Annotated in this window: 20 protein-coding genes and 1 pseudogene; 13 read left to right on the top strand and 8 right to left on the bottom strand. The window is 57.9% G+C overall.

Annotated elements, in window-relative coordinates:
- Positions 1 to 64: 64 nt before the first annotated feature.
- Positions 65 to 511, bottom strand: coding sequence for a hypothetical protein (locus HV675_RS27295; protein ID WP_175114574.1), 447 nt, complete (start codon positions 509 to 511; stop codon positions 65 to 67).
- A 430-nt stretch (positions 512 to 941) separates the two neighbouring features.
- Between HV675_RS27295 and hyfB the strand changes: the two genes are divergently transcribed.
- The 9 genes from hyfB to HV675_RS27250 all read left to right on the top strand — a co-directional run bounded on the left by hyfB (position 942) and on the right by HV675_RS27250 (position 9,914).
- Positions 942 to 2,951 (top strand): hydrogenase 4 subunit B, encoded by a 2,010-nt coding sequence (hyfB, locus tag HV675_RS27290; protein WP_175114573.1) that lies wholly within the window; start codon positions 942 to 944, stop codon positions 2,949 to 2,951.
- Positions 2,948 to 3,898 carry a respiratory chain complex I subunit 1 family protein gene (locus tag HV675_RS27285; protein ID WP_175114572.1) on the top strand — a complete coding sequence of 317 codons (951 nt, stop codon included), beginning with the start codon at positions 2,948 to 2,950 and terminating at the stop codon, positions 3,896 to 3,898. Before hyfB ends, HV675_RS27285 begins: the two co-directional genes overlap by 4 nt.
- Complete coding sequence (locus HV675_RS27280; protein ID WP_175114589.1) at positions 3,898 to 4,557, top strand: formate hydrogenlyase; 660 nt, start codon at positions 3,898 to 3,900, stop codon at positions 4,555 to 4,557. The genes HV675_RS27285 and HV675_RS27280 overlap by 1 nt, the downstream gene beginning before the upstream one ends.
- The gene (locus tag HV675_RS27275; RefSeq protein WP_175114571.1) at positions 4,550 to 6,010 is read left to right on the top strand and encodes a hydrogenase 4 subunit F; all 1,461 of its coding nucleotides are present in this window, start codon (positions 4,550 to 4,552) and stop codon (positions 6,008 to 6,010) included. Before HV675_RS27280 ends, HV675_RS27275 begins: the two co-directional genes overlap by 8 nt.
- Positions 6,011 to 6,013: 3 nt before the next feature.
- Positions 6,014 to 7,579, top strand: a complete 1,566-nt coding sequence (locus HV675_RS27270) for a hydrogenase large subunit (protein WP_175114570.1) — start codon at positions 6,014 to 6,016, stop codon at positions 7,577 to 7,579.
- On the top strand, positions 7,579 to 8,106 hold the full coding sequence (locus HV675_RS27265; protein ID WP_175114569.1) for an NADH-quinone oxidoreductase subunit B family protein: 528 nt from the start codon (positions 7,579 to 7,581) through the stop codon (positions 8,104 to 8,106). Before HV675_RS27270 ends, HV675_RS27265 begins: the two co-directional genes overlap by 1 nt.
- Before the next feature lie 17 nt (positions 8,107 to 8,123).
- On the top strand, positions 8,124 to 8,567 hold the full coding sequence (locus tag HV675_RS27260; RefSeq protein ID WP_246270573.1) for a hypothetical protein: 444 nt from the start codon (positions 8,124 to 8,126) through the stop codon (positions 8,565 to 8,567).
- Positions 8,568 to 8,642: 75 nt separating this feature from the next.
- Positions 8,643 to 8,969: a hypothetical protein gene (locus tag HV675_RS27255; protein ID WP_175114587.1), complete on the top strand. Its 327-nt coding sequence runs from the start codon at positions 8,643 to 8,645 to the stop codon at positions 8,967 to 8,969.
- A gap of 366 nt (positions 8,970 to 9,335) precedes the next feature.
- On the top strand, positions 9,336 to 9,914 hold the full coding sequence (locus HV675_RS27250) for a lipocalin family protein (RefSeq protein WP_246270572.1): 579 nt from the start codon (positions 9,336 to 9,338) through the stop codon (positions 9,912 to 9,914).
- A 443-nt stretch (positions 9,915 to 10,357) separates the two neighbouring features.
- Here HV675_RS27250 and HV675_RS27245 read toward each other — a convergent pair whose 3' ends face one another.
- Positions 10,358 to 12,868, bottom strand: coding sequence for an ATP-binding protein (locus HV675_RS27245; RefSeq protein ID WP_175114568.1), 2,511 nt, complete (start codon positions 12,866 to 12,868; stop codon positions 10,358 to 10,360).
- A gap of 431 nt (positions 12,869 to 13,299) precedes the next feature.
- The gene (locus tag HV675_RS27240; protein ID WP_175114567.1) at positions 13,300 to 14,460 is read right to left on the bottom strand and encodes an IS30 family transposase; all 1,161 of its coding nucleotides are present in this window, start codon (positions 14,458 to 14,460) and stop codon (positions 13,300 to 13,302) included.
- A gap of 223 nt (positions 14,461 to 14,683) precedes the next feature.
- Between HV675_RS27240 and HV675_RS27235 the strand changes: the two genes are divergently transcribed.
- Both HV675_RS27235 and HV675_RS27230 read left to right on the top strand, forming a co-directional pair.
- Positions 14,684 to 15,868 carry a hypothetical protein gene (locus HV675_RS27235; RefSeq protein ID WP_175114566.1) on the top strand — a complete coding sequence of 395 codons (1,185 nt, stop codon included), beginning with the start codon at positions 14,684 to 14,686 and terminating at the stop codon, positions 15,866 to 15,868.
- A 157-nt stretch (positions 15,869 to 16,025) separates the two neighbouring features.
- Positions 16,026 to 17,468 carry an IS1182 family transposase gene (locus tag HV675_RS27230; RefSeq protein ID WP_175114565.1) on the top strand — a complete coding sequence of 481 codons (1,443 nt, stop codon included), beginning with the start codon at positions 16,026 to 16,028 and terminating at the stop codon, positions 17,466 to 17,468.
- A 318-nt stretch (positions 17,469 to 17,786) separates the two neighbouring features.
- Here the strand turns inward: HV675_RS27230 and HV675_RS27225 are convergent, their stop codons facing one another.
- The 5 genes from HV675_RS27225 to HV675_RS27205 all read right to left on the bottom strand — a co-directional run bounded on the left by HV675_RS27225 (position 17,787) and on the right by HV675_RS27205 (position 22,767).
- A complete protein-coding gene (locus HV675_RS27225) occupies positions 17,787 to 17,981 on the bottom strand; it encodes a hypothetical protein (RefSeq protein ID WP_175114564.1) in 195 nt (64 codons plus the stop codon).
- Complete coding sequence (locus HV675_RS27220; protein WP_175114563.1) at positions 17,982 to 18,896, bottom strand: abortive infection family protein; 915 nt, start codon at positions 18,894 to 18,896, stop codon at positions 17,982 to 17,984.
- A 431-nt stretch (positions 18,897 to 19,327) separates the two neighbouring features.
- Positions 19,328 to 20,017 (bottom strand): plasmid partitioning protein RepB C-terminal domain-containing protein, encoded by a 690-nt coding sequence (locus HV675_RS27215; RefSeq protein WP_343056878.1) that lies wholly within the window; start codon positions 20,015 to 20,017, stop codon positions 19,328 to 19,330.
- 179 nt (positions 20,018 to 20,196) lie between these two features.
- Positions 20,197 to 21,789, bottom strand: coding sequence for a recombinase family protein (locus HV675_RS27210; RefSeq protein WP_281364147.1), 1,593 nt, complete (start codon positions 21,787 to 21,789; stop codon positions 20,197 to 20,199).
- A 612-nt stretch (positions 21,790 to 22,401) separates the two neighbouring features.
- The gene (locus HV675_RS27205) at positions 22,402 to 22,767 is read right to left on the bottom strand and encodes a hypothetical protein (protein ID WP_175114560.1); all 366 of its coding nucleotides are present in this window, start codon (positions 22,765 to 22,767) and stop codon (positions 22,402 to 22,404) included.
- A gap of 222 nt (positions 22,768 to 22,989) precedes the next feature.
- Here HV675_RS27205 and HV675_RS27200 point away from each other — a divergent pair, with 222 nt between their 5' ends.
- Positions 22,990 to 24,195: an SOS response-associated peptidase family protein gene (locus HV675_RS27200; protein WP_246270570.1), complete on the top strand. Its 1,206-nt coding sequence runs from the start codon at positions 22,990 to 22,992 to the stop codon at positions 24,193 to 24,195.
- Between the two features lie 661 nt (positions 24,196 to 24,856).
- A pseudogene (locus tag HV675_RS27195) lies at positions 24,857 to 25,070 on the top strand (hypothetical protein); the annotation flags it as partial.

Genomic DNA, 25,070 nt, shown 5'->3' with positions numbered 1-25,070 from the left:
GGTGCAGCGCTTTCGCGCTGGGCGCCAGAGGCCGCTGATTCGACGAGGCGGTGTTCTGCGTAGATCAATGCAGGCATCGTCCAATCACGCTCGCAAAGAAAGTACGCAGCAGTTCATCCCAGGTCTCATCGAGTAACGCCAGGTCGGTTGTCGCGATCGACTGAACCCCGTTATCAAGCTGCACCACGCGCAGCGATTTTGCGGGGAGCGGTCTGCGAAAGAACCGGCCGCCTTCATCGAGGAACAGGCACTCTTTCTGCCGGTAGTGTGCCCCGCGTATCGACGTGGCGTCGAAGACATGACGCACCGATTCCTTCGGATAGACGAAGATGACATTGATGCCGCATGCCTCGAGGCGGTCACAGACATCGGCAAACCGGTACAGCATCTGGAAACCGCGTTCGCCAGCCTTGCCTATGCCGACGACGATCAGGCCGCGGGCACCCATCACGTCACGGACGTGGCGATACAGATGGTTGTGCGACATCAGGGGAACAGAAACATCAATCATGTTGACCCTCTTGCCAGGCGCAGGCATACCCGTTATTGAGCGCCGGAGATTCGTTCATTCGCATGCTTCAACCGGTTATCTGCAGAATATGCGTTAATGATAACGACATTATCATAGTATGTGCGTTATGCATACCGCAAGAGAGCGACCCCCGATTGTGATGATCGGCTGTGCCCGCATCACCGGGTGCTCTCCTCTCGCCCATCGGAGCTGCTCATTCCGTGTATGGATTGCTGCGAATAAAGCTGCTAGGATGATAACGGCATTACCATGTTCTGATAATTTCATGATCCTGCAGGGTAGGGCCGATGATTCCGTAACCACCGGGCAACCGCAGGCCACGCCGGATGCGACATGCATCCTGGTGGGAAAGGCACCGTCACATGCCTCGCCCGGCGACCGGTAGGTGGAGGAAAGAGAACAGGGCGCGATGGCACATCTATCCATACTCCAGGGAGCGTTGCTGGTCGTTGCGGGCTGGCTGACCCTTGCTGTCCTCGGGCTCGCGGGCTTGCGGCGGACCGGGTTTGTCGCATGGGTCCTGTTTCCAGCGGGAGCGGTGTGCGGGCTGCTTCTCTGCCTGCTCGGCATGGCTGGTGTCTTCTGCGGTCCCGAGGAAGCCGTCCTGCCACTCGGGCTTCCGGGGCTACTGTTTCACGTCAGGCTGGATGGACTCTCTGCCTATTTTCTCGCCGTGCTTGGGATGGTCACCGCAGGCGTGAGCGCGTTTTCGGCAGGCTATTTCCGCAAAGGCGAGGGCACACCGCCGGGGCTGCTGTGCTTCGGCTATCACCTATGCGTTGCGAGTCTTGCGATGGTTCTCGTCGCAGACGATGCGTATCTGTTCATGGTTGCATGGGAAACGGTGTCGCTCACCGCAGCCTTCCTTGTGATGAGCAACCATCGCGTCCCTGAGACACGGCACGCCGCTTACCTGTACTTCCTGATATCGCACGTCGGGGCGCTCGCGTTGCTGCTGTGTTTCGGGTTGTTGCAGGCGAAAAGTGGCGACTACACGTTCTCCGGCATGCGTCAGCAGCACCTGGACATGTTCTGGGCATCGTTGGCCTTTGTGCTGGCGCTGTTCGGCTTCGGTGCAAAGGCAGGAATTTTCCCGCTGCATGTGTGGTTACCGCAGGCGCATCCGGCAGCGCCGTCCCCGGTGTCGGCTCTGATGAGTGGATTCGTACTGAAGGCCGGGATCTACGGCGTGTTGCGCAGCGTATTTGACCTGCTGCATGTGCAGATTGCGTGGTGGGGTGTTGCAATCCTCGTGCTCGGCCTTTTTACTGCACTGTCGGGCGCCGTGTTCAGCGCGATCCAGACGGACATGAAACGGCTGCTCGCGTATTCGTCCATCGACAATATCGGCCTGATGTTCGTCAGTATGGGGCTTGCGATCCTGTTCCGCGCGTATGACATGCCGGCGCTCGCAGCGCTCTCGCTCACCGCGCTGCTCTATCAGGTCGCCAGCCATGCTGCCTTCAAGAGCCTGCTTTTCGTCGCGACCGGCTCGGTGTTGCATGCTACCGGCGAGCGCAATCTCGGCCGGCTCGGTGGCCTGATCCGTTTCATGCCCTGGACCGCGTGGGCGGCGCTGCTCGGCGCGCTATCGAGCGCGGGCCTGCCGCCGCTCAGCGGCTTCGTGTCCGAATGGCTGTTGCTGCAAAGCTTCCTGTTCACGCCCGGGCTGCCCAACTCCTTCCTGAACATGATCGTCCCGCTCGTTGCTGCGCTGATCGCGCTGGTTGCTGCGCTCGCCGGTTATACGATGGTGAAGTTCTTCGGAATCATCTTTCTCGGCCAGCCCCGCGAGGCGAAGCTTGCCGCTGCACACGACGCGGGTCCATGGGAGCGCATGGGCTTTGCATGGTTCGCGGCGATGTGCGTGCTGCTCGGCCTGTTACCGGTGCAGTTCGCTGTGGTGCTCGATCGCGTGACGCAGGCGCTGATCGGCGCGGGAATCGGCCAGACTGTTGCGCACAACGGCTGGCTGCTGCTCGCGCCCGTCAACGCCGGGCGTGCGAGCTACATGCCGCTGGTGTTCCTGCTTTTCTTCCTCGGTTGCTGCGCGCTCGCATGGGTGCTGGTGCGGCGCTTCTATCATGGACGGCTACGCAGGGCAATTCCGTGGGCGTGCGGCTATCCGTTCGTCAATGCGCGGATGCAGGATACGGCGGAGGGGTTCGGCCAGCCGATACGCGAAATCTTCGCGCCGCTGTTCAGGATAGAACGGCAGCTGCCGTCTCCGTTCGATACGCAACCCGTCTATCGTGTCGCCGCGACCGACCGGACGTGGACACTGCTATACGCGCCGGTCGAACGTGCGGTCAGGCGTGTCGCCGCACTGGCCGGACTGCTGCAGACGGGGCGCATTGCCATCTATCTGATGTACAGCTTCCTGGTGCTCATCGTCCTGCTGGTGCTGGTGAGCCGATGATGACGCTATCCGGACTGCTCTCCCAGGTGCTCGAAGTCGTGCTGGCGCTGTCCGCCGCGCCTTTGCTGACAGGCTGGATCAACATGTGCCGGGCGTGGCTGCAAAGCCGCCGCGCGCCGTCCATCTGGCAGCCGTACCGCACGCTGCACAAGCTGTTTAACAAGGAGTCGGTCGTCGCCGTTCATGCGAGCCCGATCTTCCGCGGCGCACCTTATGTGGTCTGGGCATGCATGACGCTCGCGGCTGCGATCGTGCCGACGCTGTCGACCGATCTGCCGCTGTCGCCAGCGGCCGACGCGATTGCCCTGGTCGGGCTGTTTGCGCTTGCGCGTGCCGCGCTATCGCTTGCCGCGGTGGATGTCGGCACCGCGTTCGGCACGCTGGGCGCGCGCCGGGAGATGCTGGTCGGTTTTCTCGCGGAACCGGCGCTGCTGATGGTGTTGTTCTCCGCATCGCTGATTACGCATTCGACGTTGCTTACGCGAATCGTCAGCACGCTGAGCCATGAGCAGCTCGCGATCTATCCGAGCCTCGCGTTCGCCGGCATCGCGTTCACAATGGTATCGCTTGCCGAAAACGCGCGGTTGCCGGTCGATAACCCGGCCACGCATCTTGAACTGACGATGATTCACGAGGCGCTGATCCTCGAATACTCCGGTCGCCACCTCGCGTTGATGGAATGGGCGGCAAGCCTCAAGCTGTTCACCTACTCGTGCATCGGACTGGCGCTGTTCGTGCCCTGGGGGATCGCCGAAGCTGGCAATCCAGGTGCGCTGCTGTTCGCCATTCCCGCGCTTTTCATCAAGCTGCTGGTCGGCGGCGCGGTGCTCGCGGCGATCGAGGCTGTCAACGCGAAGATGCGCATTTTCCGGGTGCCGGAATTTCTCGCAACGGCGTTCCTGCTTGCCGTGATAGGCATGCTCGTCCACTTTCTGCTGGGGGCATGATGCATGGGCTAGCCACGCAGATCATCAATCTGCTCGCCGCGGTTCTGCTGATGCTGTCGTTCGCGATGCTCAGCCAGCGCCGGGTCCTGTCGCTGATTCACCTCTACACGCTGCAGGGCGTTACGCTGGTGTTCGCGAATTTCGTGCTCGGCTACGTGACTGCGGATATACAACTGATCGTGTCGGGTTTGCTCACGCTCGCGCTGAAGGTCGGCGTAATTCCGTGGATTCTCTACCGGCTCGTCCAGCGACTCAACGTGAGGGCCGATATCGAGCAGCTCATTAACATTCCGACTACGCTGCTGATCGGCATCGCACTCGTCATTGTCGCGTTCAATGTCGCGACGCCGATCAGTCAGCTTGCGTCGTCGGTAGCCCGCGGCGCGCTCGGCATCGCGCTCGCATGCGTGCTGCTGTCGTTCATGATGATGATTACGCGGGCGAGGGCGATTCCGCAGGTCATCGGCTTCCTGTCGATGGAAAATGGTCTGTTTTTCGCGGCTGCTACAGCGACCAACGGCATGCCGATGATCGTCGAACTAGGTATCGGCCTCGATGTGCTGGTGGGTATTCTGATTCTCGGCATCTTCATGTTCCAGATCCGCGAGCAATTCGATAGCCTCGACATTCACCACCTCGAAAAGCTCAAAGATGACTGATGTCTGGCTCCTGCCGCTGGTATGCGTCATTCCGCTCGTCGCCGGCGGATGCCTGGCGCTCGCCGGTCAGCATCGTCTCGCGCCGGAGCTGAACATTGCGTTCACTTTCCTGACGCTCGTGGCGGCCATTCTGCTGGCTGCGCGCACGGTCGAATTCGGACCGGCGTTCGCTTTCGGAAAGCTCTTCTTCGTCGATCCGCTGAATGTGTTTCTCGTCGCGCTGACTGCGTTCGTCGCCTGGACCACGTCCATCTTTTCCCGGCCCTACATGCGCATCGAGCGTGACCGCGGCAAGATGACCGGCGCGCGAATGCGCCTGTATCACAGTATGTATCAGCTGTTCGTGTTCGCGATGCTGCTTGCGCTGCTCACCAACAACATGGGAATCCTGTGGGTCGCGATGGAGGCAGCCACGCTTGCGACCGTGCTGCTCGTCGGCGTGTATCGGACCGCGGCGAGCCTCGAAGCCGCATGGAAGTATTTCATCCTGTGCGGTGTCGGCATTGCGCAGGCCCTGTTCGGCACGATCCTGCTCTATCTCGCGGCGAGCCGGGAACTCGGAGGCGGGGATGCGCTGTTGTGGACCAATCTGAACGCGATGAAGGGCGCGCTCGACCCGACCATCGTGTCGCTCGCATTCGTATTTCTGCTGATCGGCTACGGCACCAAGGTCGGCCTCGTGCCGATGCACAACTGGCTGCCAGACGCGCATGCCGAAGGGCCGACGCCTATTTCCGCGGTGCTCTCCGGCCTGCTGCTCAATGTCGCGCTGTATGCAGTCCTTCGTTGCAAGGTGCTTGCCGATGGCGCGCTGCAAAACGGGTTGCCCGGGCGTCTGCTGGTCGGCTTCGGGCTGGTTTCTGTGATGGTCGCGACGTTCTCGCTATTGCGCCAGAAGGATGTCAAGCGTCTGTTCTCGTATTCGTCAATCGAGCACATGGGGCTGATGACGTTCGCGTTCGGAATCGGCGGCCCCGCAGCGACCTTCGCCGGCCTGTTGCATATGACCGTTCATTCGCTAGTGAAATCGGCGATTTTCTTTGCGGTTGGCCATGCGGCGCAGAAGGTTCGTACGCAGTTGATCGACGACATCCGGGGATTGCTGAGCGTGAGCCCGACGGTCGGATGGGGCATGATGCTCGGCGCGCTCGCCATTGTCGGCATGCCGCCGTTCGGCGTTTTCGCAAGCGAGTTTCTGATCCTGACGAATGCGATCAGGGAACTGCCTTGGACCACACCTTTCCTGCTGCTCGCGCTGGCAGTCGCGTTTGCGACGATCTTCTCGCGCATGCAGCACATGGTCTTCGGCGGTACGACCGCGACGGTGCTCGAGCATCCGCCGGCGCTGCTGCCTGTGTTCGTGCATCTGGCGCTCAGCCTGATGTTGGGGCTCTATATTCCGCCGTATCTCGCCGCATGGTACCGGCAGGCGGCAGCGATGATAGCGGGGTGATACATGCGGATCGACGCACTCGGGCTTGACGGTATCGAACGACTGCCTCGCGTTGCCCGGACGGCAGCGGCCTTTTTCGCGTATGTCGATGCGACGACGTGGGTGCGCGCGGCCGTCGCGGCACGCGAGCAGGGCGGCAGGTTGATTTCGCTGTGGGGCGCGGAAGATGTGGCTGGCACATTTTCGATCTGCGCTGCCTATGCGTTGGAGGACGGTTTGCTGTGGCTGCGGTTGCCGGCCGCGGCCGATGCGACTCGCGACGGATACGGCTATCCCGATCTGTCTGTCTTCTTCGCGTGCGCGTCGCGGATGCAGCGAGCGGTCTTCGACCTGCTCGGCGTGCGCGCGATCGGCGCGGCGGATACCAGGCCATGGCTCAATCATGGTAACTGGCCAGCCGACTATTTCCCGCTGCGAAAGCAGTCGTCCGGACATGAGCACTTCGAGTCTTGCGAGGCGGACTATCCGTTTGTGCAGGTTGCAGGCGACGGAGTTCATGAAATTGCGGTCGGCCCGATTCACGCAGGCATCATCGAGCCGGGACATTTTCGTTTCTCGGTCGTCGGTGAAAAGGTGTTGCGCCTCGAAGAACGGCTTGGCTACGCGCACCGCGGCGTCGAGCGGCTTTTCGAAGAGACGCCGCTGCTGGCGGGCCATCGCGTCGCCGGACGCATTGCGGGCGACACATCGGTCGCGTTCTCCTGGGCATACTGCATGGCGCTGGAAAACGCGCTGGGCGTCGCCGTCCCGCGCCGTGCGCAATGGCTAAGGGGATTGCTGCTCGAGCGGGAACGCGTCGCCAATCATCTTGGCGACCTGGGCGCGCTCGGCAATGATGCCGGATTCGCCATCGGCCTCGCGCAGTTTTCCCGGCTGAAGGAAGACTGGCTGCGGTTTAACCGTGGCATTTTCGGCCACCGGTATCTGATGGACCGGATCGTGCCAGGCGGCGTCGCACATGACATTGCCCGCGATGCAATCGGGGCCGTGCGGGACCAGTGCAGGCGGATCGAAGCCGAGGTCCGCGTGATGCAGCGCATCTACGATGAGCAGTCAGGGTTGCAGGACCGCTTTGCCGGCACTGGCAGACTCACGGCAAAAGTGGCCGGGCATTTCAGTGTTTGCGGGCTCGCGGGACGAGCGAGCGGCATCACGGCGGATGTGCGCGTGGACCACCCTTATGCGCCCTACGACGAAGTACGCGCGCAAATCGTCAGCGATGCACGGGGCGATGTCGCGGCGCGTGTCGCGGTGCGCTTCAACGAGGTCTACGAATCGCTTCGCCTGATCGAGGCGTTGCTGTCCCGTTTGCCCGAAGGCGAACTTCTCGAGCCCGTTGACACGGATGTCCCGCCATCTCGCGGCGTCGGCTGGATCGAAGGCTGGCGCGGAGAAGTATTCGTCGCACTCGAGACGGGCGGGAACGGCACGATCAGGCGGTGTCATTGTCACGATCCTTCCTGGCAGAACTGGCCGGCGCTCGAACATGCGATTGTCGGCAACATCGTTCCCGATTTCCCGCTGATCAACAAGTCGTTCAACCTTAATTACGCGGGGCATGACCTCTGATGTGGCAACTTCTCAAGCAGTATGCGCGAACGCCTACGCCAGATGAGCCCGTCCCCGAGCCCAATGACGCGTGGCAAGGCGGCAGCCGGCATATCCATCAGGAAATCCTTGACGTGCTCGGCCGCGCACTATGCATTCGGCAGATCGATGCCGGTTCGTGCAACGGATGCGAGTTGGAAATCCATGCGCTGAATAACCCGTACTACAACATCGAAGGTCTTGGTATCCGTTTTGTCGCGAGCCCTCGCCATGCCGACATGCTCCTCGTGACGGGGCCACTGACCCTGAATATGAGGGAGGCAGTACGGCGCGCGTGGGAAGCTACGCCTGACCCGAAGCTCGTCGTCGCCGCAGGCGATTGCGCGTGCACAGGCGGCATCTTCAGGGACAGCTACGCAGTATGCGGGCCGTTGTCGACGCTGCTTCCAGTCGATGTCTACGTGCCAGGCTGCCCGCCTGCACCGATTGACCTGCTCAAAGGCATTCTGACGGCGCTGCGAGCGAGACGCGCGATGCCAGCGCCATGACCGGCGAGGGAGGAAGCTTGGACCGACCGAAGGAAGTTTGCGAGGCGTTGGTGCGAAGGGCGTGGCCACAACTTGTCACACTGGTCGGGTTTGTCGTCGCGACCAGTCTGCGTTTTCCAGTCTGGTTTATCGTCGTCTGCGTCGCGGTTATCGGCACGGCGGTGTGGCGGATCGCGCGACGCATCCCTGCCCAGCGACCACACATCCATCGCGAACCAACATTAGGTCTCGTCCTGATAGGTGCCGGCCTGGCATCGATCGCGCTCACGATGAAGTGGTGGTTTGTGGAAAAGCAGATGCGGCTCGCGGCTGGCACGCTGCTGAATCTGGCTGGCCACACCGAAATGGCATCGGGCCATGCGTTAGAGGCGTGGGCGAGCGTGCTGACCCAATGGGGTTCTTGCGTCATCTTTCTTGTCATCGCTGTGGTCTGGGGACTGGCGAGCGACATGGGAGAGTAAGGCATGCAAGTCGAGAGAACTGTGCGCGGAGTCGGCCGTCCGGGCATGTTCTGAGTACTTTTCGTGAAGTTTGCTATGACGCCTGTCAGATTTGTTCTCAGTTATACAGCCATCCCGATGGTCGCAATCGTAACGGTTGTGATCTTGATGATCTCCCATACCGCGGCGGAAATCGACGCACGACAGTACGCGTCGTTCTCGGACTCCTATGCAAGTTTTCCACCGGACCTCAGGCGCGATATCGCGCACGCGATGAAGTCGGGGAGGATAAGCAAGTCGGACTATTCGTCGCTTGTCCGTGAGTCGCTCGACGACGGAGTGGTGCTCGACTGGGCCAACGAAGGCGTTCTGGACACCGCTCGGGAACGGGCGAGACTGGCCAGACTCATCAAAGATGACTAGCCTTAGGCCTCAATGCACCTCCATCCCGGTTTCCTCGCCGATCTGCAGGCGTCCTCGAAGCACTTACGAGCTTAGTCGTATTGCCGCTTCATGTAGTGGAAACCGAAGGCCTGGTGATTTGCGGGACGCACGCCCACGCCAATCAGTCGAACGGCCGCTTCTCAGCAGGATGAGGACATCCGCCGGAAATCAGTCCAGTGACTCAAACAGGTCGATCTGAGCCAAACGCGGGCAACCAGCTGTCAAGCGGGAGTCGAAATCGGCTTTGCACTAGCTTCTGTAAGCGTCGAATTGGCTATCAGGCATGATTCTTCGTCCGGGAGATTAGTATATTCATCGCTCCGGTGTCGAAGGGACAATGCAGCCATGCAAAGAAAGATTATTGCCACAGCGCTAACTGGAACAGCACTGCTTCTGGGAGTATGCGTGTATATCCGCCGACCCGGACCGGTCGGCAACCACGCGGTGCCGCAGCCGGTCCGATCGGTGAACCTCGCCAGATACATGGGCCGGTGGTACGAACAATTTCGCTATGAGGCGTGGTTCGAGAAGGACATGGACGACGTCACAGCGGCGTACTCGCTCAACGACGATGGCACGGTCAAGGTCGTCAATCGCGGCCGCCGGGGCTTCGGCGATTTCAGAGAATCGGTCGGCAAAGCGAAAATCGCGGACCCAGAAAATTATTCAAAGCTGACGGTGTCGTTCTTCGGGCCGTTCTGCGGGAATTACTGGGTGCTAGATCATGGCGACGATTATGACTGGACGATTGTGGGCGAGCCGTCGGGTCGCTACCTGTGGGTACTGACCGCGCACAGCGCACCCGGCACCCGAGGTTCTCGCCAGTCTCGAGGCTCGCGTGAAAGCGCTCGGTTACGATTGGTCGCTCGTCAGAATGACGAAACAGAATGGGTCATATTAGAGCTCACACCGTTACATCATTGATTGTGTCGAGGCACACTAACAAGCGGGAGGGCATTTCGGCGGGCAGGGCCGACTTGCGAATGCGCGGCACCGATGAGGGCCGCAGCGCGTCCTGCAACTGCCGGTTTCGATACCTCTCACACGTGCGCAGTCTTGCACATTTGGCGATCGTTCACTGTCGAAGGTGATGGAGATCCCGCCATCACCACCCGGACTGGGAGCGGAAACAGTCGCCGAAATCCCCTGCTTGCAGAACTGGAGTTCTCCGGCGTGGCCGAGCCGTCCGGATTCACTCCAATCGCAGGATTCGAGGCGAACGTCCACCTTTGAAACACGAGTCTCTGGCTGGCCTGGGTCGCGTGTTGCCGATCGTCGTCGGGCAGTAACCGGCCAACTTCGGCCGTTTGGCCATGCTATCGGATGGACATTCGAATGTCGGCTCCTCGCAGGGAACGGACTTTCCCTTAACGTGAATTGCCACCTCGAAGGCTCTTGCGTGCAACACCAAACTGCTTTGCGCGTACGCCACTGCCCCGACGATTCTGAGTACTGGATTGTTGGCGTGGTCCCGGTCTATCAAGCGTCCGGATGTCCCTGACAAATGCCCTCGCTTCGTTCAATTGCCTGTACTGACTCGTCTGGGGGATAGAAACCCGAATTGAGTCAAGTTTGAGCAAATAAGCAATAAAAACGTCGCGCATTTCTATAAAACTTTGAGTGTTCGAGCCATATGATTTTTGCTTCAATTCGTCACGCACTAGGCGACTGTTAATACCTGTCGTTAATGCCATTTGCTCCATGTAAACAGACGAATTACCTAGCAGTTCGATATGCGCAATTCCACTCTCCTTTATTGCTATCCAATCTGCAAGAGTAGGCCTCACGACATTTGGATCGAGTGTTTCCAATAAACGCCGATCAAAGAGGCGAGTCACGATTACCAAAACAGATTCAATTGACACTCCGCAGGCCTCAAAGAAATCACATAGCTCCGAAACTAACCAATGCCGCGCTTCTACCTGGTCTAATCGGGCGTTTACCGAACGCTGGCGTAATATCCAGAGCACATAGAGCGCTAGCAAAGGGGACGTCGGCTTCCGTGGGTCTGTATAAAATAGATTGCAAACATATTGATTCTCCAATTCTGAAAATCGATCATATTCTCCTTTTATAAGTGCGCGATGAGTTCGATACTTATCAGAAGAAACAGATGGGCCGCCATAGTGAGACTTGACTATGTCATCAATCTTTATTTCCGGAGAAACAAAAATTCTCTCGGCCAACCTCAACATGCGACGGATGTCGAAATTTGCAAGTCGCCCGATGAGGCCGGACACATAGTCGCTGTCAACAAATATTCGCTCGACTGCATCTGCAAACATCGATAAATCATCGATATTTACAGAGAAGCCCTTTTTTGAAAAATAGGAGGAATTATTTGCTTTCTCGACGTTGATCTTTTCTTTTACAAAACGTACTCGGCGCGACAATATCTCCTTAGCCTCAGGCACGGGAAGATAGAAACTTTTGGCTGCATAGCTTTGGAGCGCCCCAGCCTTACTTAGCCTCCAAACAGTACGGTCTGTTATTGGGACGATAATGAAAACTGAGGACGCGCTCTCTAGTGAGTGTGCAAGCTGGTAGATTCTGTCCTGGATCTCAGATGAGAATTGATCTGTGTTATCGAAGACAATACATGGGAGGCGTTTCAGCCCCACAGCTGACCGGTTCAGTAAGAGACGAACATATTCTTCTGGCTGGCTCTCTCTTCGAGCCTCCATATGGTCGCCGAAGGCAATCTTGAATTGGTCTTTGTTTGTTTCGTACAATGGTTTTTTGGGGCCGTCTTTCCAACGAACATATTCATTCCAGAAAATACCTTGCAGATCGTCATAACTGGGCGGTTGGTTGGTACAAATCTGAATCTCTAGCAACCCTCGAAGCTGCCGAATTGACCATTCGACTATGCTCGATGGATCGCCAGAATATTCACCAAGATCAACTCTTGCTATCGAACATCGTTGCCTGACACTTAGTGGCAGTATTTCACCAAAGAAACGATCTATAAATGTGGATTTTCCAGAACCTTTGTTCCCAACGAGCAGAACTGTTTCCGACCTCTGAGAAGTCAGCGTCTTCTCGATTTCGGCCTGAAGAGCAGAGCTTTCCGCAGTGTCAAGCGAAGCTATACCGTTCAATACGTTTTGGACGATCTTTTGAAGTTCAAAATCGGCGCGTCGACTTTCCGGTGTTTCGACAAAGCACGCGCGCACCATTTCTTTGTCTTCGGTATTTGATAGGCGGGAGAAAAACTGAGAGAACAGCAAGGATGCATCGGTTGCGAGGGCGTCGCGTGGCTTCATATGGGCGTCAGCTGGATTTGCAACGAAATACTGTTCTTCGGCCTCACCTATTGAGACTCCTTCGGCTGAATTGAGATGCGCTAAATGGCGTCGTTCAAGTACGTATGGCAGCGCCAGCAACTCTGCAAATCGCGAGAAATCATCTCTAACGGATTCTATAGTGGGGAAGAAGATTCCTTTTCCCTGCAAGGGAGGAAGGCCATCGGTCCTTGAAGCTTTGAAAAACAACCAGCAACGACCATCAGTAAGCGCCGCCGCGGGCGTACCTTGCTCGGTTGCATACGCTAGTGCTTGGCGGATGCCGTCCTTCAGTGGTTGCAGAACAGGACCGTTAAGGGACAAAACTGTGGCCTTGTTTGCGGCGGTATTGGCCTTGAGAAAACCCGACCGCTTAGCCTCAATGACGATAGCACCTCGTTGTTCCCCGACTGTTAGCAGGTAATCGATATATCCAGATGGGGTTATTGGCTCTGTGAAAACAGATTCATGTCGCCATCCCAAAACCTCAAACAAAACCCGATCAAGGGCTTTCAACCGCGTATCGCTCTCGTTGGGAGCCCCATTGAGGGCTGCAGTTATATCCGATTCCAACGCGGTGAAGCTCTGAAACATCTGGTCGATGCCTGTCGCCATTTCTCCCCCGAATGTGTCGGCAGAATTTTCAACTGACTCATGGTGCGCAGTAAGTATATGCCGGACTGACGCAGGCGAGATTGTCTTGGTCGGTAGAGCGGTGTTGGCCGACGCAACAAGCGTCGATGACTGCTGAACCTTGGAAGCTGCCGTTGATACGGCGCGAGATCCACCGGCCGAACCGGGCCGATGCTGTGTGAAAACGCAGGCCAATTGGTCTATTCGAAAACTCGACTGTTCAGATCGCGCTGTATTGGCTTGGCAGGGACTCGGTAAGGGTAAAGTGGCACCCGAAAACTAGGTAGTTTTCGCGTTTTCACACAACCTCGGTCGTGTTATGCCATTTGCATCAGAGGCCGTGCCCGCTGTCATTGCCACGCTTGGTCATCGGGCGGCAGTTGGCGGCGCATTCAACCGGTCAACGCAACGATTCGGTTAAATCGCTCAGCCGGCGTGTCGAAGTTTAGTGTTTTTCGGGGACGTTCGTTGAGCCGCCTGGCTACGGCATTCAGTCTGGCCTGCGAGTAGACGGAGAGATCCGTGCCCTTAGGGAAGTACTGCCTCAGAAGACCATTCGTGTTTTCGTTTGAGCCACGTTGCCAGGGGTGCTGTGGATCGCAGAAATAGACCTCAATGTCGGTAGCGACCGTAAATCGATTGTGGTCGGCCATTTCCGAGCCCCTGTCCCAGGTCAGCGATTTATAGAGTTCCCGAGGTAACTTGCTGGCGTGTCGTATCAGCGCGTCAACCACAGCCTCAGAATCCTTGCTGGCGACTTTTACCAGCATCACGAATCGACTTTGACGTTCGACGAGCGTCGCAATCTGGCTCGTAGCATTGCCATACAGCAAGTCACCTTCCCAGTGCCCGGGTATTGCGCGATCCTCCGCCGTAGCGGGGCGTTCACTGATCGACACAGCGTCGCGAATGTTCGTGCGGTCCTCTGTTTTCAGTGTGTGATGACGGGACCGGCGCATGATTCGAGAGTGTCGCAAGTGCTCGAGCAATTCCTTCTTCAGGGCACCGCGAGCTTGAATATAGAGGCTCCGATAGATTGTCTCGTGCGACACCAGATAGTCCTTGTTGACCGCATAAGCATGTCTGAGCCAACCAGAAATCTGCTGAGGGGACCACTGCAGCTTCAGCTTTGCAGCGACAACTCGCGCCAGCGTCTGGTTTTGCACCAATTTGCAAACTTTCGGGCGGCGTGCCCGATCCCAGGCGAGCGCATCCGCTTGATTCGCCCGATAACCTTGACCACCTCCGTTGCGCTGCAGCTCGCGGCTAATCGTGGAAGGAGCACGGGCCAGCCTGGCTGCAATAGCCCGAATCGAGCATCGCGCCACCAGGCAGCGAGATATCTCTTCGCGCTCCGCAAGCGTCAAGGCCCGCGGCGCACGGTGTCTTCGCCGTGGCTCGATGCCACCAGCCTCCGCGAGTATCCGCTGTACCGAAGAGTGGCCCCGATCGAACAGTTTGGCAATCTGATGAATCGTTTCGCCTTTGCGCCAGCGCTCCCACATCAATGCCTTCTGGCGTTCGGTATAGTAGATCCCTGGTCGCTGTTTCATTGCAACACCTCCACCGCTCACGCAGATTCTAGGTGTTGCGTTGACCGGTTGAATGCGCCGCCAGAAAGCGTCGTTCGCGCAAGTGCTCAGGGAGACAATTGGACGTCGCCTCCTTCCTCAACATCGGCCGTTCGTACACTTGGCTCGCTAACTGCGTCATTGAACAAACGATCAGTCGGATAGAATTGTTCTCAAACAATATCGAGCCAACTTGAGGGAAACCATGTTTGAACACGTCGTTCTGCGAAGGGCTGAAGGCGGGTCTCCCGTGACCGCCGGTCAAATCGCAGAGTCGTTACTCTATTATCAGAAAGTGCACGTCGTGATTGACCGGGGCACGCTGTTTCAGTTGGTCAAACAGATCGGGATCGATCATCTCAAGTTGCTGTTAAAGCGCCCGGAATTGTCAGCCGTTTATTGCGAAGAAAACCTCGCCACGCATACCAAGTCTGTGGGTGTCACCCAGTTTCACGACTATCTCGCGTTCTCGCTAGGTGGCGACCAAGCCACCAAGCTTAATTCACCGGAAGAACGAACGGCGTATGAACTCGAGCGCCAAGGTACGCCGCGAAAAGTCGCTAGGGAGTTTTCGAAATGGTTCACTAACCGCGTTCCGATGCGCAAGTACACTGGAAACCATTTTGTAAAAGGAGGCATTCCTGCGGCAGCGAGGCGCGACCTATCCGACGCTGAGTTCGTACGGGATGCGGTTCGGCAGGCGATCGCTGCTTTGTCTGAAGGGCGAACAGTAGACGACAGTTTGCACTTCGAGCTAATGCACACGGAGCAAGGTTATTGCGCTTTCTCGAACATTGACTTCGATGCGATCAACACGCGGCGGGCAGCTATGGTGCCGCCATTGGACCCCGTCACCGTCGCGTACCTTTTGAGTAACATTCTTGATGCGCGGGCAGATCTCGCGATGGCCTCTTACTACGGGGGTGATTTCGTAACCTCGGCTGTCACATCGGCGATCATCCGTACACGGTACTCGGAAGTGTTGCGACGTTCGCAACTGAACCTAGAATCGCGTCAGCAATTTGTTGACGTCGTTCTTCCCGATGCCCCAAGTTTGTCCGAAGCCATCGATGCGGGCGAGCGCTCGATCGACGACTTCTTTCGTTTGCTAGATAAGGGTGGCCGATTCAAAAGCTGGCTTGGAGCAGTGAATCCCGATGAGAACCTAGTCCGCGCTTACATTCGTGAAATCACATCGGAACCTTCAATTCAAGGCACTGTCGCTAAGACCCTGCGATATGCTTTGACTACCGCGCTTGGATTCGTGAATCCAGTCGCTGGCTTAGTCGCGGGGGGCGCGGACAGCTTCGTTGTCGACAAACTTTTCTCTGGGTGGCGGCCGAACCATTTCGTGGTCAAGAAACTGTTGCCTTTTGTACGGGGTTATTGATCGATGAAGTCGACGCTGACCGTTGCACCGTTGCACCGTTGCACTGCAAAAAGCTGCCGCCCGTCCCATAACGCGACGAACGGCACAACCGGGTCGAGGCTGTGTGAAAACCCACTGATCGCCTAAACTGAATCAACGCATCGAGCCCAGGTGACTCATGAAGCGATTCGTTGAAGGCGATGACCGCAAGCAGGTTTCACTTCTTCCAGAATGCGTTGATGACTACATCGGAGAGGACAACCCGGTCAGGGTGATTGACGTCTTCGTCGACGAACTGGAGCTTGAAGATCTTGGGTTCAACGGTACGGTCCCGGCGCTCACGGGACGCCCGGCGTACCACCCTGGTGTGATGCTCAAGATCTACATCTACGGCTATCTGAATCGTGTTCCCTCCAGCCGGCGCCTCGAGCGTGAATGCCAGCGCAATGTCGAGCTGATGTGGCTGACAGGACGGCTTGCGCCGGACTTCAAGACGATCGCCGACTTTCGCCGGGACAACGGCGCAGCCATTCGCAACGTATGCCGGCGTTTTGTTGAACTATGTCGAGGCCTGAAGCTGTTATCAAGTGACATGGTCGCAATCGATGGCAGCAAGTTCAAGGCTGTCAACAGCCGCGACAAGAACTACACGGCGGGCAAGATCGACAAACGTCGGCAGCAGATTGAGGAAAGCGTTCAACGATATCTCGACGCGATCGAGACTGCAGACCGGATCAGTCCGACAGGTTTCGATGTGAAGACCATGCGTCTGTACGAGAAGATCGCCAGCTTGCGCCGGGAGATGCGGGAACTCGCACAGATCGGCAAGCAGTTGCAGACGCAACCGGACAAACAGCTGTCGATGACGGACGCCGACGCGCGGTCCATGGCGACAAGCGGCAGAGGTTCAGGCATCGTCGGTTACAACGTTCAGGTCGCGGTGGACGCGAAGCACCACCTGATCGTGGAACACGAAGTGACCAATGTCGGAAACGATCACGGTCAACTTGGCAGGATGGCGGTGTCTGCCAGGAGAGCGATGGCCAAACCGAAACTGAAGGTGCTGGCTGATCGTGGCTACTTCAGTGGCCCGGAGATACGCGCATGCGATCTGAACGACATCAGCGCGTATGTTCCGAAGCCACTCACTTCTGCCTCAAGAAAGAAGGGGCTCTTCACGAAGGCCGACTTCGTCTATGTTGCGAAAGACGACGTGTATCGATGCCCTGCCGGCGAGCGTGCCATTCATCGGTTCAACACCGTTGAGCATGACATGAATCTGCGGGTGTACTGGCCAAGCGCCTGTCCGCGTTGCCATCTGAAAGGGCGATGCTCGACTAGCGACTATCGCCGCATCCGACGGTGGGAGCATGAAGGCGTACTGGAGGCCATGCAGCGCCGACTCGACCGGAAGCCCGATGCAATGACCATCCGTCGAAGTACCGTCGAGCATGTCTTCGGTACGCTCAAACACTGGATGGGGCCCGCGCACTTCCTGACCCGAACGCTCGGGCGGGTGAGTACGGAGATGAGCCTTCAGGTGCTGGCCTACAACCTCAAGCGAGTCATGAACATACTTGGCGTTGCGGGGACGATGAAGGCCATGAAGATGACTGGCTAGAGCCTCAGGGGGCTTTTTTATGCGCGCGATGTTCGATTAGTACAAGCTCGACGTATCGGACTCAATCGAGCGGGCCGGCAATCTTGCCCCAGTGGCAAAAATGGCGTTTCCACACGACCTCGGTCGTCGTCGGTCGATCACCTCCATTTCCTGTCATTCGTTTGCGTGCTGCAGGCTCGGTTTGAATGCCCATTGCTGAGCCGGAAGCAGAACAAAGACATGTTGCGCGAGCCCCGTGTGGTTTGCGTGTTTGGCTTTAATCCAAGCTTGTCGATTGTCGAGGTGAAGGACGGGGCCTTGTCTGAGCGCCAACCAGGCCTACCCGTTGGCCTTGCCCGTCGCCTTCACGTTGCGCGCTTTGGCGCTCTGCCCCACCCCATTGCCAAGCTCTTTGTCGAGTTGATAAAGCACGCGATCGGTGTGTGAGAAAGGCAATGCCTCGCTGCTGATCTCGTGGAGCGCGTCGAGGTAGCGGAAGTAAAGATTGCAACAACGATCGAGATAGCCAGGCACTCATGCGGAATCCTTGTTCGTATTCGGGCGAGCGCTAACTGCCGGCGCGACTGGTGCCGGGGTGGCCGACGTCGCGATGAAGCCCTTGGCCTGTTGATACGCTTTCGTCTCGAAGAGGAAGTCCGCAAGCGTCATGGCGCAGTTGACCGCGAGCTTGGCGTGGTGACGAGCGGGCTTGTAGGTCGTGCCATGACTGTCCGACATCTTATTGCGCATCGTCCCGAGTCCTTGAATAATCGAGGCGAGGCCGGTGATCACTTGCCGGAGCGCGTTGGAAATGTCTTTTCGTCTCGGGTCAAGATTGAGCAGCGAGCGCACACGATTGAAGAGGCGACCCAAGTCGCCGTCGAACGTAGGTGGCGGCTCGGTCGAGAGCTCCGCCTCGATCGCGAGCAGCAAATGTTCGAGCAACGCGCGAGCGTTCGTGATCGCGCCATCGTAGTCGCCAGCCTCGATCTTAACGCGGCATTTTTGAATCTGCGCGTCGATCGACGCGGCCGACGCCGCCGGCAGATCCTCCGGAATCGACTCGGCCAGAATCAAGGTTCCGTCGAGGCTCCGCACTTTGTAGCCAAAGTCCCCGCGCACAAGCTGCACTTTGTCGAACGCGAGCAACTCGTTGAGTTTCGCAACGCAGTCATCGTGCGTCGGTGTGCCGATCGGCAGATTCAAATCGAACCACAGGCGCGGGTCGGCGATCGCGCAGAGCAAATCGGACATCGCCGGCTTGCCCGCAAGGGCCGTGAGCTTTTCCTTCGCAAAAACGGCGCGACTCGGAAATCCAGACTCGTAGACATCGCGGAAGCCAAACTCGTTGAAGAGATCGACCAAATCCGTCCCGCGGCGATAGGGCCAGCCGTTGCCACCGCAGACTACGTCGGCGAGTTCTGAAATAGTGTATGCAGAGAGCTTCATGAATGAGACCCCGAGCGAAGGCTTCACATACCGATGGTCCCAAAGGCATTGGGGCCCAGTGTTGATCTTGATTTCGCGCGAAACGCCCGCGCGTTCCGGCCATTTTATCGTCCCTTGGCGGGCCGTCCGAGAATTGGCGGTTAGGTCGGCGCGCGACGGCGAGAGGCATCAAGGGGCGTGGCCGAGGCGCATCCGAAGGCTTGGGCCGATGCCTTCGGAAGATTCGGAGCTTAGTCGCATCATGAAAGCGGTGAATCACCGTTCTGCCTCTCATAACGGCCTTTCGATTTCCATCACCTTGATAGTCGGCTTTGGGTCGAAAAATGACGATCGCGATGTCCGGAAGCGGTCAATCAACAAATGACTAAAGTCCAAGTATTCATTTATCCGGTATCCGTCAAACCGACGCTAACGACACTTGCGCCTAGCCTCTAGGTGTACGAGAGCTTTAAAGCGCGCCGTGAAGCTTTCGCGGCGCGCCCGGCTTCTACAGTGAGTTTCTCGAGGAATGCAGCGTGTCGAGGATATCGCGCAAGCAGCCACGTTATGATTTCGCCGTTAGCTGTCCAGGCGCGAGCGACAGTGCCGCCGAGTGCAAGGTAAAAGAGATTGTCGGTATGGCCTGGTTCGAGCATTCCTGCTCGGACATATAGCTTCCGGAGGGACTGCTCGATGCTGGACAGGGCGATAGCACGAACTTCGACAGCCCGATAAACTCTTGCTCCGACAGCTCTCATATGCTCTGGTGTTGCAGCCAAGAGCGCTCGTGCGAATTCCGCGGTGTAGTTGTGGCCAGCCAGCATCTCGTGCGCGACTTCAATCTGTCGCCCAGATGACATCGAACGCATGGCGACAATGGCCATCGCCGGCAATTCACGACCCGAAAGAATGTTCGCTGCTTCTGCGCAGAGGTCATTCAACCGATTATCGGCGCCTCCGTTCTCGCACGGATACGCGACAGCATCCGACTTCGCATCAACGATTCCCGAGAGATGCTCCATCAGCATACGCGGCATCGTGGTAAATCCCTGTTCCCCCAGCACACGGACGAACGCTTCGTCTGACAGGAGTGTACTCAACAGGTCGACGAACTCCTTGTGTTGCACCTCCGTCGCTCTCATATTGTTCACGTGTTTGCGCATTCGACACCGTTCAGCGATCAGAATCGCGTAGTGTCTGTCACCCGAGAGGTCTGGCGAAGCATTCCTCGTAACATCTCGCCGGTGCGCTTGTGCCTCTGGAGACATACTTTTTCTCATACAGGGACGTGACCGCTTTGGTGCGACGACCGGACGTCCCATCATTGCACCTGTACCGCCGATGTGAGGCCAACATCGACGACTGGAACCGTGTCGGAAAGTGCGAGCAGCATCCTGAGGTCGCGATGCCGGAAGTGTTCAAAGAATGATCTTCCGTTCCTGTAAATCACTGTGTAGACACCAGGCTTCAAGCTTCCCCGGGGAAAGATATGGAAGTCGAGCAGGTCCTTTCCCGAGCGCTCAATGCGAGCATAGACAAGGAAATCGATTGCAAAGCAGTCAGGCCAGCGCGCAACCCAATATGGCAATTTGCCGTGTATCAGCCACGTGCTTCTGACCACAAGCTGAACCCTGAGTGTCCGGTCAATGCAGAGCGTCCCCGTATGCTTCGCATATTCGGCATGATGTCCCCGGCAACGCATCTCCTCGAGCAGCAGGTCCGCCAGAAGATGCTCTGTCTTGCGCTCAACGTTTCGATTCTCAGACCGTTCCGGGTCGAGATTCGGCGGGTAGCCGATTTCCTTGTAGGCGTCGTATAGACTGCCGAATTCGTGCACGACCTGTTCGACGGACGGAGCACTGCGATAGTGGCGCAAGAGTTTCTGATTGAGGCGCCCCTGCTTTGTCACGACCTTCTGTAGCCCTGCGATGATGTCTTCACGTGTGGGCCGCGCGTGCCAGTTCCGCAGCTTTTCCTGAGCCTTCCCGAACACGTGTTTATCGATGAGCGGCAGATACGCGCCCGGTATGCGTATCCAGTCCGCCGGCGGTATCCGCTTCCAGCCGGAATCGAGCTTCGATGATGTCCTGCTATAGACATTCGTCCCGATGTACGTCTCGTTACGAAGGATGTCGAGGATGACCTGGCCACACCAGGGACGACCGGCGCGATTGACGATGCCAATATCATTCAGGCGCCGGGCAATTGACGCTCCACTCGCATCCTTCTGCATGTACCACTCGAAAATCTTCCTGACGAGAGCAGCCTCATGCGGTGGTCCGGGCGTCAGAACGATGCGGTCTGTCTGGATGTTCTTGTACTCGTGGAGAGCAAGAGTCCGCTTCACACCATCCTTGCTGTTGACCAGTAACCGTTGCATTCCGTACGGCGGCGGTCCTCCAGCATGAAATCCACGCTCGACGTTGACGCAGATGCCAAGAAACACCTTGCGCGACATATCACGGCTGAACTCACCCGCCATGGCCCGCTTCAGCGCCTTCATGATGCATGCAACCGGACTTCCATCATTCTCGAACGGCTCCGCAACGTAGACTACTCTTACGCCGGCGCGTCGACACGTGTACTCATAAAAGGCGCTCTCGTCAACGTCCTGAAATCGGCCCCACCGGGACACATCGAAGACGAGCAGGACGGAGAACCTGCGCGCGGGGTTGATGACGTCGACGAGCAGCTTCGTGAGTGCCGGGCGCTCCTTGAGCGTGAGGCCACTGATGCCCGCGTCTTCATAAGTCTCGACGACGCGGAGGCGATTTCTGGATGCATACTCCGCTATCGCGTCGCGCTGGAAGGACAGCGAGTATTCTTGCATGTCTGTTGACATGCGAAGGTATTGGGCAGCGCGTATGGGAGGGAACGGCGTGTGCGCGTGATTCCCGCTGGCAGAGGAAGCCATATCTGGCCGGAACGTCGGTCCCGTTGATAGCGGATTGATTATCTAGTGATATGTCGCGCCGCCATGATGTTCAACCCCCCGGGCATTTCAATAGCGAACAGGCCACACTCCCGCTGCACCGCCAGCGTCATTTCTGATTTGATGTCGGTAAGACCTTTACTACAATCCAATTGCGACTCCCTCCAGTTTTCCACCGTGTTCACGAATCGACCACTGAACCTTGACTTGCCAGTTCGCACAGAACTGCTCACGTTTCTTGTCGTCTCGCATTTGCTGGCAAGGTCAACGACCGGAGAATGGCTGTCGCCAGAGCACGTCGTCGAATCGACACGCATGTGGCTTACCGCGAATGGCGCCAATACGGATTGGCTGCAGAGGGTCATGTTGTCAAGCCGGGCACTCGACGTTGCAAAGCATGTCGCAACCGCCTCACCATCGATGGCTGATATCAGGTCTGTCTCGTCGATGCTGTGTGAGAACCTGCGGCTGGATTTCCGTTCTGCCGCGGTCAGGTCTCTGTACGGCGTCTGCCTGAATTACCTTGTGGGCAGGATCTCATTCACCTGGCTTTAAATGAACCACTTCTCCATGCCTTGGCCGCGTGAGTGCCCGTTACCACCGCCCCCAGTAGCCGAAGCGGAATGACACCGACGGCCCCCACCAGCCTGGCCAGCCATACCATGGGTAGGGGGCATAGTATGGAGGATAGTACGCGGGCGCGACGTACATTGGCACCGGATAGACGTATGCCGCGCCAGCCTGCGACGCGGGCGGGATGTTCTGGGCGTCGGCGCCGTTCGCCAGGCCATAGCTTTGAACAGGGACTTCGCGCTGTGTCGCGTAAGCCGGCACGACCGGATAGTAGCCGTACGGGTAATAGCCGTATGGATAGTAGCCGGGGCCAACGTAGTAGCAGCCGGACAGTGCAATTAGCGCAATGGCGCTAATTGCACGCATCGCTGCCAGGAAGGGTCCCATGGCATGTTCCTGGATGGTTGTACTCACGGCCTCTCACAAGCTTAGCCTGGCCGGATGTCGGCTGCCTGTTTCCCTTTGGGCCTTGCCTGGTATCAACCGTCATCGGGTACACCGCCGCCGGTTTCCCGACACGCATGTCCATTGCACGGGCTCTCGGAGCGGACTTTCTGCTGCAAGCACATCGGGTGTACGATACTGTATAAATATACAGTTCTTACGTAAATGAGTCCGCTCGCGGTTTCCGCTGAAGAAATTCATCCGTCGCTATGGCGCGCATCGCAGCTTGCGCGCGGCCGGGGACGGACGGTGGATACGGGGTACCCGGCGCTTTCTTCCGAGTTGCCGGGGGGCGGCTGGCCTCTGGGCGGCCTGGTAGACTTGCTGGTGGAGAATTCGGGTATCGGCGAAATGCGATTGCTGCGCCCCGCGCTGAGTTCTATTGGCGAGCGGTCGATTGCGCTGGTTCAACCTCTGCACACGCCGAGCGCGCAGGGCCTGCAGCATATCGGTATGTCTCCCGATCGGGTGCTGCTCGTCAGGTCGTCAACGCTCACGGACACGCTTTGGTGCGTCGAGCAGGTTCTGCGGGCAGGCTGCTTTGGCGCTCTTGCGGCGTTTCTCGAGTCCGTTGGCGAAGAGGTCCAGGGAATTCGAGAACTCATCGAGCAATACAATGCTTCAAAAGCGAGTTCGCTCGAGCAGGAGTTGTTCAAACAACGCGCGCGCCTCGTAGCAGCTGAGCGAACATTGCAAACAAGGACAACGAGGGTCGCTAATGAGAGCAGGCGCATCGCGACGGAAAAGATAGACGCGACACTCCGACGTCTTGAAGACATTGCGCGTGCCGAACTGGAGCCACGCGACTCGCGGATATTTCCCGGCTACTACGCACCGGTCCTTATCGTCGAGAACGGGGAGCGCGTCATCAAGCCAATGCGCTACCAGTGTCGAATCGCAGGGAAACCTGCCAGCTACGATATCAAATATCCAGGAACGTATAACGCCAGGCGCGACAGCTTGAGCGGCTTCTGGAAGCCTTGCTTCGGGTACACGCACGGCATCATGGTCGTCGACGTTTTTTACGAGAACGTCTCGCGCGCCAGAATGGAAGGAAGGCAGCTGGCCGCAGGTGAAACAGATGAAAACGTCGTCCTGGAGTTCCGTCCGGGCAATGGTCAGCAAATGTTCGTAGCGTGCCTATGGTCGCGATGGACAGCATCAGGCGAACCTGACTTGCTGTCTTTTGCGGCCATTACCGATGAGCCGCCGCCCGAAATTGCAGCGGCCGGCCATGACCGTTGCATCATTCCCATAAAGCCGGAACACATTGATGCCTGGTTGAACCCTGACCCGAACGAACTTGCTGGGCAGTACGCAATTCTTGATGACAGGGACAGGCCTTACTACGAACACAAGCTCGCCGCATAGCTCATGCTGATCTGAAGATGTGTCACCTCGTATGCTCTTCTGGATACGTGAAAAAAGCCCCGCACGTACACGCCGTGCGGGGTACGGACGTTTGCCCGATAGCTCTACATACCGGGCACATTCACTCTAGACCATCAATGCCCGACGGCAAAGGTTTAGCAACCAGCCCGTGAGCTGCCACCGATTTCAATGCCGGCGCTCAAGACGGTTGGTCCGGTCTACTGCAGCTTGAGATTCCCGTCTTTGGCATGGATGCCGGCCGCGAGGCAATAGGGGAAGCCCGTGACGACGCACTCGATATGGCAGATCAGACCGAAGTCTAAGCGGCAAGTGGCTCGACCGTCGTCGGACGATGTCCGGCCACGAAGAGACAGTCGTCCAGCACCGACGAATGGCCGGTCATGGCAGCCATTTATAGCGTCGGAGATTCGGGCAGAACGCTGGCAGCTACTTGCCGTCCGACTTCCAGCGCGCGTGCTTGCTTGCAGATCAGAGGTCTGAGCAGCCTTAGAAGGTCTTGCCCGTGCGCTCCGCCTTTTCCCCTTGCGGGCGATCTTCGCGAACATGCGGCTCCGATCACCGTTGATGTGCCGCTCGCACAGCGCCTGACGACCGACAGTCTGATGCGCATGATGACACTCGCCAGCAACCGAGAAATCGCATGAGCCACGACGACCTCATGAAGCGGCTGGCCGATGTGACGCCGGAGCAACTCGCTGCGTACCTCACGATGAGCGGTTGGATACTCGAACGCCACGCTGCCGTTTTAGCCGCGGGCAGGTGCACCTCGTCCATACGGCACATGAACGCCCTATCCGGGGCTCTCTTCGTCATCGTCTCTGGTAACTTTGCAGGAAGGCATATTCTTGATACCG

Source organism: Paraburkholderia solisilvae (assembly GCF_902859875.1).
GTDB lineage: Bacteria > Pseudomonadota > Gammaproteobacteria > Burkholderiales > Burkholderiaceae > Paraburkholderia > Paraburkholderia solisilvae.
The sequence above is the reverse complement of the archived record's forward strand: the minus strand, read 5'-3'. Positions and strand labels throughout refer to the sequence as shown.